Source organism: Kistimonas scapharcae, assembly GCF_039540975.1.
GTDB classification, from domain to species: Bacteria; Pseudomonadota; Gammaproteobacteria; order Pseudomonadales; family Endozoicomonadaceae; genus Kistimonas; species Kistimonas scapharcae.
The window spans coordinates 1-11952 of record NZ_BAABFL010000387.1; the positions used below are offsets into that span (position 1 = coordinate 1).

At 47.9% G+C, this 11952-nt stretch carries 10 protein-coding genes; 7 read left to right on the plus strand and 3 right to left on the minus strand.

All coding sequences use genetic code 11. The features are described from left to right. Positions 1-62: 62 nt before the first annotated feature. Positions 63-269 carry a hypothetical protein gene (locus tag ABD892_RS14215; RefSeq protein ID WP_345196492.1) on the plus strand — a complete coding sequence of 69 codons (207 nt, stop codon included), beginning with the start codon at positions 63-65 and terminating at the stop codon, positions 267-269. A 209-nt stretch (positions 270-478) separates the two neighbouring features. On the opposite strand, the gene ABD892_RS14220 is transcribed toward ABD892_RS14215, so the two are convergent. The 3 genes from ABD892_RS14220 to ABD892_RS14230 all read right to left on the minus strand — a co-directional run bounded on the left by ABD892_RS14220 (position 479) and on the right by ABD892_RS14230 (position 2772). Then, positions 479-1216 (minus strand): ankyrin repeat domain-containing protein, encoded by a 738-nt coding sequence (locus tag ABD892_RS14220; RefSeq protein WP_345196493.1) that lies wholly within the window; start codon positions 1214-1216, stop codon positions 479-481. 505 nt (positions 1217-1721) lie between these two features. Continuing rightward, positions 1722-1928, minus strand: coding sequence for a cold-shock protein (locus tag ABD892_RS14225; RefSeq protein WP_345196494.1), 207 nt, complete (start codon positions 1926-1928; stop codon positions 1722-1724). Positions 1929-2526: 598 nt separating this feature from the next. Next, the gene (locus ABD892_RS14230; RefSeq protein ID WP_345196495.1) at positions 2527-2772 is read right to left on the minus strand and encodes a hypothetical protein; all 246 of its coding nucleotides are present in this window, start codon (positions 2770-2772) and stop codon (positions 2527-2529) included. A 381-nt stretch (positions 2773-3153) separates the two neighbouring features. Here ABD892_RS14230 and ABD892_RS14235 point away from each other — a divergent pair, with 381 nt between their 5' ends. The 6 genes from ABD892_RS14235 to pglX form a co-directional block, all read left to right on the plus strand. Continuing rightward, positions 3154-3669 carry a BrxE family protein gene (locus tag ABD892_RS14235; protein ID WP_345196496.1) on the plus strand — a complete coding sequence of 172 codons (516 nt, stop codon included), beginning with the start codon at positions 3154-3156 and terminating at the stop codon, positions 3667-3669. Next, the gene (locus ABD892_RS14240) at positions 3659-4447 is read left to right on the plus strand and encodes a BrxA family protein (protein WP_345196497.1); all 789 of its coding nucleotides are present in this window, start codon (positions 3659-3661) and stop codon (positions 4445-4447) included. The genes ABD892_RS14235 and ABD892_RS14240 overlap by 11 nt, the downstream gene beginning before the upstream one ends. Next, complete coding sequence (locus ABD892_RS14245; RefSeq protein ID WP_345196498.1) at positions 4428-5009, plus strand: BREX protein BrxB domain-containing protein; 582 nt, start codon at positions 4428-4430, stop codon at positions 5007-5009. The genes ABD892_RS14240 and ABD892_RS14245 overlap by 20 nt, the downstream gene beginning before the upstream one ends. 45 nt (positions 5010-5054) lie before the next feature. Continuing rightward, positions 5055-5255, plus strand: a complete 201-nt coding sequence (locus ABD892_RS14250) for a hypothetical protein (RefSeq protein WP_345196500.1) — start codon at positions 5055-5057, stop codon at positions 5253-5255. Continuing rightward, positions 5228-8680, plus strand: a complete 3453-nt coding sequence (brxC, locus tag ABD892_RS14255) for a BREX system P-loop protein BrxC (RefSeq protein ID WP_345196502.1) — start codon at positions 5228-5230, stop codon at positions 8678-8680. The genes ABD892_RS14250 and brxC overlap by 28 nt, the downstream gene beginning before the upstream one ends. Before the next feature lie 232 nt (positions 8681-8912). Continuing rightward, on the plus strand, positions 8913-11952 hold a 3040-nt coding region (gene pglX / locus ABD892_RS14260), incomplete at its 3' end, for a BREX-1 system adenine-specific DNA-methyltransferase PglX (RefSeq protein WP_345196503.1).

Here is an 11952-nt window from a genome sequence, read left to right on the forward strand (position 1 = left end):
GTCATTGATTACTCACTGACCACCCCCTGTTTAAGTTGGAAATTTCAGAAGAGGCGACAACTATGCTGGCACAGGGGGAAGGCATATCAACCAAGGGACGTGCATCACGTATCCTTCGCCTGATCAGTCTGTCCCCCACTATTCAGGAAGCGATCCTGACCGGTGAAGGTTTGGGTCTTCTGACACTGGACGACTTTATGGCACCGTTCTCCGATAACTGGATTGAACAGGAGAAGCAGTTCTTGCCACACTTGGGCGATCAGTCGTAAACCGCAATCATAAAAAAAGGGCAACACCCGCTGGTATTGCCCTTTATTTTTCACATCTACCCCGAAGGGTCAGTGACAAACCAGTCGCTTAGATCACTTACCCACTATGTAGCAAGCTATTTTGACAGGGAAAGGCTTGAGCTTACTGCCGCTGGAGGATTTCATTTATCCATTTTCAATCCATTGGCAAGAACAAGAGGAAAAATTTATCAATTAGGATAGCTTTTCAGGTAATCCTTAACTTTTTTTGGTAATGGAAGAACCGATATTCTTTCAGACACCGTATGAGAATCACGAGATTTTAAAGAGTCAAGGATTACTAGCCTACAGCGATGCTGTAAATTATGAGTTTCCATACAAAGATAGTTTTCAATTTCCTTAAATCCCATTAACTTTGATAAATCGAAAGGTGTTCTTCCATTAAAATTCTTTATAAATGGATCAAGTTTTAAATTTATCAACTCTTTAACAATATCTTGAAAGCCATTCTCCGCAGCAATATGTAAAGCAGCATTTCCATCCCTTTCGTCTAAAAAAAATAAATTAGCTCCTTTTTGAACAAGAGCTTTTACAATATCTACATTCCCCAATGAGCATGCTAAAAGTAAAGGTGTACTACATTCTCCATCACTTAATTCATCAAGGGGTGATCCATGTTCAATAAGCATATCTACAAGCTCTTGGTTTTGATGCCAAACGGCCAAATGCAAGGGTGTATACCTTTCAGCATCTACACAGTCAAGAGCAGCACCCTCTACGATATATTCCCTAACCTTTGAAATATTAATTTCACGTTCAGACAAAGACATAGCAGCGAGAAGTTTATTTCCGAGCGATATGGAATACCCACTTTTTCGTAATGTTGATATATTTTTTTGCGAATCAGATATCTTTTGCTGTGATTCAGTTACACCTGAAGCAGATTGATCCCCGGACGACATTATCATAATAAAATCAACCCCAGCAAGGCAGCGCTCCGACTACATCTACCCTTAGTTAAAGAAAAATAACAAGCAGTAAGTAATAAGGGCTCTGTCAAAACGATAAGACCAAGTGTGGGATGCTCTTTCATAAGAATTAAACCAATGCACAAAAAAGAAATTGTTGTATTTCTGACATCTTCTTGGATATTCAGTTCCCTACTGGCAGTCAAATACTTCTGTATCTGTAATGCTGGGTTAATACAGTAAGTGCAACAATCCCTATGGCACGGTCGATTGTGTGCGTACTGTCTACTCGGTAAGTGGAGACAAGAGAACCTTAATACCCATAAGATTAGTAGGTACTTATTGTCGATTCCGCTACCTGATAAAACACCTAAACAAAAGGAACACTATTTGACGACACACAGGCGATCAGTCGTAAACCGCAAATGCAAAAAAGGGCAACACCCAAAGGTATCGCCCTTTATTTCTCACTTCTGCCCCGAAGGGTCAGTGACAAAGCAGTCGCTTAGATCACTTCGATCTCTTCAGCCTGAGGACCTTTCTGGCCCTGGGTCACCTTGAAGCGTACCTGCTGGCCTTCAGCCAGGGAACGGAAACCGTCGCTCTTGATCTGACGGAAATGGGCAAACACGTCAGGACCGCTTTCCTGAGCGATGAAACCAAAACCCTTCTCGTCATTGAACCACTTCACGGTGCCGGTAGTGTAAGACATTAATGTCATCCTTCTTCGTTCATAATAAATAGTGCCTTGCAGCAAGGCGGTTGAGCTAAGAGTAACGCTATTAGTTATGAAGAGCCGGACGAGCGATACCACCCGTAACACACAATCTTGCCATAAAAAATAAAACTCACTTTTAACGCACACCATGTTACAGCAACACTCTGCCGCAAGTCATAGGTACTATAACCCAGAATGTTCCGTACATCGCTATGCTAACAGCCGCCTTTCCGTAAATTTTTTTAGCCAAACCAGTGTGCTTTTACACAATATGGTTATGCAAACCCACCAAAACCCACACTTTGACACCGGTCTTTCGGGAGCCACATAACCATTTGATATATATACAGAATCCAAAGACCTCTCAAAAATCCAAAAGTGAGGTCTTTGCAGAGAACAGAGAGTAGAAAAGCCCGAAAATCAGCTATTCTGTTAGAAATACGGTGAACCGGACGGGGCGAAGGGCTGTCGTAACTTACTGAAAGCTGGGCCAAAAAGCAAAAAGGCTCGAAACCGTAGAAGTTTCGAGCCTTGCATTGTTTGGCGGTGGCTGGATAACGGGGATGTGTTCAATTTCTCTTACTAGAAATGATCAACTTACCACTACCGTGACTATTACCTCATACTCTCCAATCGCAAACTCACCAGAGATGTTACTGCCGCATATAACCGTTGAGCTTGCTCCTGCATAATCTTCAACAACCTGCCCCACATCCACAAAATCGCCAATGCTAAAACTCTCTGCATTACCGATGACGTGAGCCATAAGGTTAACATTGGGGGAGTCACCCAATAACATATGGTCGCACTTTTCCAGAGCCTTTTTGGCAGCTTGCATCGCCCAAGAATCCCTTACATTTTACGACCATAGAGACTTTTCTTGCACAGACAGACTTTATTGCGATAATAACGATCATTTCATGCCGTTTGTCAACTCTACATGTAGCACTACAAATCACATTCTGGTCTAATCCTTGATCAAATGTTCAATATACTTCTCTCCGAGCTACCGAGGCCCATGCTCTGCCGATAACTAAACAATCGTGCACCCCCTCCGGGCGGTAGCGTGCCTGCAGACAAGCTCACTGGTAGTCCATGCTGAAGCCATTACATTCTCCTTAAGATTTAGAACAAAACTTGATCGAAAAGCAACCAATATCGACAGGCTATGAGAATTTACGAATTGCCCTAGATTAGAGCAAGCCAATACGAGTAATACATGAACAAACAAGCGAAACACCTGATCGCCGAACTGAAACTGATCATTGGCTTCCTTGGAGAAAAGAGCCAATTCAACTGGTGGGAAAGCAATTTCCTCAGTTCATCCAGTACTGCCTACCTCATGCCAACATACCCTCGAACCATTCTACTTGCCCAGTATCACGGCGTAAGTGAAGCGGCCCTGGCGGTACATGACCGTTTTATCGGTACCGGAATCAACTACCACTTATATCGCCTCCCCGACTCTATTGAGCGGGAGGTGGCCAGTGCCGTTCAGGAACTCTCCAGCGGTGAATCGCTGCACAGCACCTTAAGCTCTCAAGAAACGGCGCTCAACAGACTTGCCGAGCTTGCAAGCCAGGAACTGGCTAAAGATGGGCCAGTCAACATCGGCTCCTTTTCTGATGCAGATCTTGAGCAGCTGATCAAATCAAGCGCAGGTTATTACTTAAGTGCGTTTACCCAAGGCATCACATGCTACCCGTTTATGAAGGGAGCAAATAATGCAACCTGAGGCCACAACATTTTATACAACTCAGCTTCAAGCCGGATTGGGCTTAATAGAAGAGACGAAACATCTATTATCACTGTACCAACCGGAAATGTCTTCAACCCAGCTTTATGACCAAGCACTGGATTCTGGCTCTTTTCCAAATATTTCTGCCAGGAGACTGCGAAATATAGTCTCTGAGTGTTTCTCTCCAAGATATTTAAAACCAGCTGTAGCAATCTACCTAAAAGCAATAGCCGAGAGTGCATCTCGTCAGCCACTCAACCAGTTATTGCTTATCCATACAGCCCTAGCCAATACAATACTGCTAGATTTTATTGCGACTGTTTATTGGGAGAAATATTCCAGTGGGCATGATGTGATCAGCACAGAAGACGCTTACGAGTTTGTTACCCATGCGGTAGCCGAAGGTAAAACACAAAAAACCTGGTCTGATTCCACAATAAAACGAGTCTCCTCCTATCTCCTGGGCTGTTGCGCTGACTACCAGCTTCTGTCCACAGGCAAAGTTTCCAGACGAACCATCCAGCCGGTCCGCATTCAATTAACCACATCGATGTATTTGGCTTACTGGCTCCACTTTTCCGGGCTTGGGGATAACGCCATCATCAACCATGAAAGCTGGAAACTCTTCGGACTGGATCCCTTTGATGTGCGGGAAGAACTGAAAAAAATAGCAAAAAACGGCTGGCTTATTGTCCAGTCGGCAGGTGAAGTCACGCGCGTTAGCTGGCAATTAAAAGCAATGGAGGAAGTGATCAATGTCATCACTGAAAGCTGATTTTAATGAACTCATGGAACGGGTAAGGACCGGGCGTGAATTTGCCAGCGCCAGCTTCGAACCCATTTTTTACCTGGTCTTCAGGCCTGAACAAATCCTCGAGGTTAAGCGTCAACTGCCCGCCTGGGAGGCAAAATTAAAAAATGATGGCTGGTTTGTCCATCACTTTTCAATTGCCACCGCAATACAAGAAATTTTTGCAGCGATGCCGCCATTTATCAAAAAAACCTGGGAACAACAGGATTCCGCAGCCCCACTGCAGTGGCAAAAAACCAATAACTCATTAGCGGAAGCGCTGACCAAAAAAAACACCCTGCAAAACAAACTGGAAGCGGTTTTAAGTGAACTGGAGAGCAACCCGAAAAATATCTTGTTAGTCACCGATATTGAAGCACTGCACCCCTATTTACGAATCGGCTCCATTGAAAGCCAGTTACAAGGCAAATTTCATGTGCCGACTGTCTTTTTCTACCCGGGCACCCGTACCGGCAAAACCCGCCTGAAGTTCCTCGGATTCTACCCGGAAGATGGCAATTACCGTTCTGTCCATGTGGGCGGTTAACCACAGAAGATCATAGAAGATCAGCAAAGCATTCAGGAATTTACCATGACCATCAAAACACTGTTCGACAGCAACAAAGACATCTATCGCGCCATTGAAAAGGTCATCACCTACGGTGTCTCCCAGGAAGAAAGGCTCAAGGCTGAAATTTCCGAATATGTGGTTACTGAAAACATCGAAGAGCAGTTTAAAAATTGCTCACCAAAATGCAGTCCGCAATGGAAGCCGGTGGACAAAACGAAGTAGGCGTCTGGGTTTCCGGCTTCTACGGTTCAGGTAAAAGCTCATTCACCAAATACCTGGGTCTTGCCTTTGATAACACGATTAAAATCGACGACACCCCATTTATTCAACACTTGCAAGACCGGCTTAAAAAATCCACAACCAAAGCCCTGCTCACCTCCGTAACAAAACGCTTCCCTGCCGCCGTCCTGATGCTGGATCTGGCCAGTGAGCAAGTGGCCGGTGCCACCATGGAAGAGGTATCCACCGTCCTCTATTACAAAGTCCTTCAATGGGCTGGTTATTCCCGCAACTTAAAAGTGGCCGCCTTCGAACGCAAATTGAAAAAAGAAGGGCGTCACGACGAGTTTATACAGCTATTCAGTGATTACACCGAAGGCCTGGACTGGGACGATTATCGCAATGACGAACTGGTGGTTGACAGCGTTATTCCTGAGCTGGCCCACAAAATGTACCCATCCCTGTTTAAAACCGCCGCTTCATTCTCAACGGAAGCCAGCGAGGTGATTCGTTTTGAAAACGACCGTGTTGCAGAAATGATCGAAATCGCCCGGGAAGCCTCGGGCAAAGAGCACATCATCTTTATTATTGATGAGGTAGGCCAATACGTCGGCTCCCGTCAAAACCTCATTCTCAATCTGGATGGCCTGGCCAAAAACCTCAAGAACATTGGTGATGGTAAAGTCTGGGTGATTGGCACAGCACAACAAACCCTGACCGAAGACGACCCCAAAGCCTCACTGAACTCCCCGGAACTGTATAAATTAAAAGACCGTTTCCCGATACAGATTGACCTTGAAGCCAACGATATCAAGGAGATCTGTTACAGCCGACTGCTGGGCAAATCCCCCGCCGGTGAAGCGGAACTGGGCACACTGTTCGATAAACACGGTCAGGCACTGCGCAACCACACCAAACTGGTGGATGCCCGCGCCTACGGTGCCGATTTTGATAAACAAACCTTTATCAACCTGTACCCATTCCTGCCCGCTCACTTCGATATTCTTCTGCAACTGCTGGGTTCCCTGGCAAAATCCACCGGGGGTATCGGCCTGCGTTCGGCTATCAAAGTAATTCAGGATGTTCTGGTAGAAGGTGCCGATGGCAAAACGCCCATTGCCAACCAGCCGGTGGGTTGGTTAGCCAATACCGTCACCTTGTTCGATGCCCTGAAAAAAGATATCGAAAAAGGCTACCAGTCCCTGTATCAATCGGTGGGCAAGGTCAAAATCCGCTTTCCGGACTCCCCCTTGCATCAAAACATCGCCAAGACCGTTTGTGTGCTGCAAATCCTGGGCAACCTGCCCATCTCACTGCAGAACGTCACCAGCCTGATGCACGGGGGCATCAGTGATGCAGCCAATGCCGAAGCGGTTAAACAGGCGGTGGATCAATTAATCAACGACGCCATCGTCCCCTTCGGCGAGCAAGAAGGCAACCTGTGCTTCTTCAGCGAAAAACTGAACGACATCGAACAGGAACGGGCCACTATTCCACTGCGCAGCATGGATTTGCGCCGAATCCAGAATGAAGCGTTAAAAGAAGCCTATTCACCGCTCCCCGCGACCAATTTAAACGGCACCTTGTCAGTACAAACCGGTTTAAAAGCACAAAGCGCAGGGGGTGTTCCCGCCTCCCTGGCCGGTGAGCGTAATAACGTTCAAACCATTGTGGAGCTGGCAGACCCGACAGACTACGACACCACAAAAGCGCGCCTCACTGACGAGAGCCGTCACAAAACAGAACAGAACACCATTTTTGCCATTGGCCGCACCACGCCGGAAATGGAAGAACTGATTAACGACATCTATCGCTGCCGCGAGATTGCCAATAAATACCGCACCGAACCGGATCAGGAGGTCAAGGAATACTGCGCCAGCCAAAGCGAGATTGCCAACCGCAAAATCAGCGAGCTGGAAGGCCTGATACGCCGCAGTTTATTACAGGGTTCGTTTATCTTCCGTGGTGAAATCACCGCCATCGAAAGCCTGGACCTGAAACTGATCGAAGCCGCCAGGAAGCAACTGGCCAGCGTCGCCGAACAGGTCTTCGACCGCTACAACGAAGCCCCGGTGCGCGCCAATACCAACCTGGCGGAAAAATTCCTCAACACCAGCAGCCTCGCTGGCATCACCAGCGATATTGACCCCCTTGGCCTGGTGCAACGTATTGGCGGCCGCCCCTCCATTAATACCGATCACAAGGCCATCACCAGCATCCGGGATATGGTCGAACGCCAGGGCTCCATCGAGGGCAAGCGCCTAAGCGATATCTTTACCGATGCGCCCTATGGCTGGTCACAGGACACCCTGCGCTACCTGGTGGCCGCAATGCTGATGGCGGGAGAAGTGAAACTCCGGGTAGCGGGCCGTGAAGTCACCGTTAATGGCCAGCAAGCCATTGATGCCCTGAAAACCAACAACACCTTTAAATCGGTGGGCGTATCCTTGCGTGAAGAGCGCCCCAGCATGGAAGTAATGGCCAGTGCCGCCACTCGCCTGACAGAGCTTAGCGGTGAGATGGTGGTTCCGCTGGAGGACGAAATCAGCAAAGCTACCACTAAACTCTTCCCACAATTACAGCACCACTATGGCCCCCTGGCGGAAAAGCTGAAGGGCCTGGGCTTACCCGGTGCCGACCGTATTGAATCGTTAACCAACGACATCAAAGACGTACTCTCCACCGATGCCTCCGATGCCCCAGCCCGGTTGGGCGGTGAAGAGTCCGATCTCTACCACAGTCTAAAATGGGCGGCGGACCTTAAACTCAGCCTGGAGCAAGGTCTGGAAGACACCCTGGCAGAGCTGCAACAGCATCGCACTGTTCTGGCGTCTTTACCGGACAGTGGCACCCCAGGCAGTGTAAAGTCGGAACTGGCCGGGCATTTAACCGATATCAAAGAGCGCCTGGGTCACAGCGATTTCTTTAAGTACAACACCGAGTTTACCAGCCAGCTTACCCATATCAAGAGCCGGGTGCGCGACAGCGTGATCACCATGCAGTCAGAACAGGGCACTCGCATTAAAGACGGCGAGCAGGATTTGTTGCGGATTGCCGAGTGGAAAGTCCTGACCCAACAGGAGCAAAACAACCAGTTGGCCCAGCTGGAAAAGCTGACGGTAACCGCCAGTGAAGACCTGGCGGGTTTACAAGCCCTGGTTAATCAGGAGTTCACCATTCAAACCGAGCTGCAAAACATGAAAGCGGGTATTCAGCGTATCGGCCAGCAGCGATTGCAGGACAAATTGAAGGAAGAGCAGGAAACCGCGCGCAAAGAGGGGCAAGCGAAAATCACTCGCCACCTGCAACCGAAAAAATCTATCACCAGTCTGGATGAACTTAACCAGCTTATTAACCAGCTGGAGCAGTTGCGAGGCGAACTGGCCTACGCCCATGAATTTGAGCTGGAAATCAGCCTCGGCGAGTAATCGCCAGTTTATGGTTTCAATGCATCAGATGGGTTCCTTCAATCCTAGCCCCAAACTCCGCTCGTCCTGAGCGGAGTCGATGTACCAGTAACCGCCATCACTTCCGTATTTTATACCCCTCCAAACCCCGTTCACCCTGAGTTCAGGGTGAACGGAGATCAGGTTCTGAATCAGGCAATTAGTCAGGGACTTTTCCTGACGGCCTGGTGGACGAACTTCAGGAAAACGACAGATGTCATTTGATCAAAGCACCCGCAACCGTCTGCAAAAGTTTGTCAGCAACGCCCGGGGAATATTGGGTGAGGAATTTACCCGCCAGCTCCAGGCCACCTATGGCCTGGACCCCAAACAAGGCACGGTTGCCGATATTGCCAGCCTGACTCACCTGGATAACCGCCAGCGACAAACCGCCCATCTGTTGCGTGAAACCCTGGCCCATTATCTGGCCACTACGGTGAGCGCCAAAACCGGCAAAGGTGAAAAAGGTGAACAAGAGAGAACCCGCCAAGCCCTGGATCGTATTGTCCGGGAACAGGCCTTTACCATTCTTAACCGGCTGGCCGCCCTGCGCATGGCCGAAGCCCGGGGTTTTCTGCGGGAATCCGTCGCCAAAGGCCACAGTTCCCAGGGTTTTCAGCTTTATCGACAACTGTCGGGTACCGCCCATGGTGAAACCGGTGATGCCTACCGCAACTACCTGTTCAGCCTGTTTGATGAATTCAGCCTGGATCTGGCCGTGCTGTTCGACCGCCACAGCGCACAGGGGCGACTGTTCCCCCGGGAATCGGCCCTGCTGGAGCTACTGGCAGAAATCAACCACCATGAGATTGAGCATCTCTGGGCAGAAGATGAAACCATTGGCTGGATCTACCAGTATTTCAACTCCCAGGAAGAGCGGCGACAAATGCGTGCCGAGTCCCAGGCACCACGGAACAGCCGTGAACTGGCGGTGCGCAACCAGTTCTTTACCCCGCGCTATGTGGTGGAGTTTTTAACCGACAACACCCTGGGCCGCATCTGGTATGAAATGACCCGGGGCAACACCGCACTGGCCGACACCTGTCGTTATTTAGTGCGTCGTCCAACGGAAGTGTTCCTGAAACCCGATGAACCGGCACCGGAAAGTGCCCAGACCGAAGGGGAATCCCTAAGCCAGGAAGAACTGCTGCAACAGCCGGTGTACACGCCTCACCGCCCCCTGAAAGACCCCCGCAGCATTCGTATGCTCGACCCGGCCTGTGGCTCCATGCACTTTGGGCTCTATGCCTTTGACCTGTTTGAACGCATTTACCAGGAAGCCTGGCAGCTGGAAACCGAGCTTGGGCCGGATGCCTTTATCCGTGAAACCGGCTTTGAACCGCTGCAAATGAGTTTTGATGGTCTGGACGATTTTAAACGACAAATCCCCAAACTGATTATTGAGCACAATATTCACGGTGTGGATATTGACCCACGGGCGGTGCAAATTGCCGGGTTAAGTCTCTGGCAGCGGGCGCAGCGGGCCTGGCATCAACTGGGCATTCAGCCTCAGCAGCGGCCAGCCATTGTTAAATCCAATATTGTCTGCGCTGAACCCATGCCCGGTGAAAAAACCCTGCTGCAGGAGTTTACCCATAAACTCAACCCGCCGGTTTTAGGGCAATTGCTGGAAGTGATCTTCGATAAAATGCAGCTGGCCGGTGAGGCTGGCACCCTGCTGAAAATTGAAGAGGAAATTCAAACCGCTATTAAAGAAGCCCGTGAACAGTGGTTGAAGGAGTCTGGTAGCCAGAGTATGGGCGATATGTTCCAGACTGAGCTGGATTCCGCCACGCCACAGAAAAAACTGGGCTTTGATCTGCGCGGTATTGATGATGAAACCTTTTGGGATGATGCTGAGCAGCGTATTTTGCAGGCGCTCAGTGATTATGCAGATCAGGCTGAATCGACGGCAGATCAAAAACGGCTATTTGCTGAGGATGCGGCTAAGGGGTTTGCTTTTATTGAGTTGTGTCGGAAGCGGTTTGATGTGGTTTTGATGAATCCGCCTTTTGGAGCATGCTCTCCAAAAATGAAGCCAATTTTGAAGTCAAAATATCCTGCTACCTGGACTGACTTGTATTCTGCATTTTTCTCTAGATCTCTTGAACTCTTATCATTTTCAGGGTATTCAGCTGCGATAACATCGAATCTTTGGCTTAGCATCAAACGGCAAGAAGACTTTAGAGTATCAGTAACAAGCGATTACAGGCTACATCTAGTTGCAGATTTAGGAGGCGGTGTGCTCGATACAGCAACAGTGGATACCTCACTTGCTGTGATTGAAAATCGAAAGTCTGTAGATAGCCACCAAATAGGCTTTTATATTGCTAGAGATGCTTCTATAAATCGAGATAAGATTCTTTCCTCCAGAGAACCTAGCTTTGTACCATCAACTACATTCTCACAAATTCCATCAACCCCCCTTTGCTTCGACTTAGGAGCAGAACGCATTTCTTTATGGATGAAACATTCCAGCCGATTGGATCCTGACATAGCATTAACATTTAAAGGGAATGGCACTTTTGATAATTTCAGATTCTTAAGAAATTTCTGGGAAGTAAAGCCTTCAGATATCGGATATGACTGGATTAGATATGACAAAGGAGGCTTTTTCCAACCATTTTTTAATCCAACAACTCTCGTCTGGAGGTACAAGGGTGAAGCTCGTGAGAATCGGGCATTTCAAATTGGTATAGCCGGTACAGATGCACAGGTAGCTCAAAGCAACAAACATTGGTTAAAGCCTGGCATATGTTATTCAAGAGCTACCAGTATAGGTTTTAGTCCAAGATTATTAGCTTCTGATCATGTCGTTAATGATAAGTCTATTGCCATAATCCCTAGAATTACATCTGACACAATGGGAATTTTAGCTCTATTAAATTCGACACATATTCAGGATCTCTTATATGCATTTGGGTATCACAGAAACATAGAGAAAGGTGCTGTTGCAAGTCTCCCATTACATCAAGAATTAATTACAAAAAACCTAGCAAATTCAGGTCGTGAAGCTGTGGAGGCAATGATAAACCTAGAATCAACAATAGAGACATCACCAATTTTTTCTCATCCACAAGTTGATCAAGAACGAAGTATTCATATAAATAAGGTCGTTAATATCATTGAGAATATTGATCGCGAAGTCGATTCTTATTTATACTCAAGAACAGTAAGTACTCAAAAACTCCTGTGCAGACCACATGGCAGCCAGCATGAGGCGTATTCGATAATATTTGCCAGTCTCGGAATTG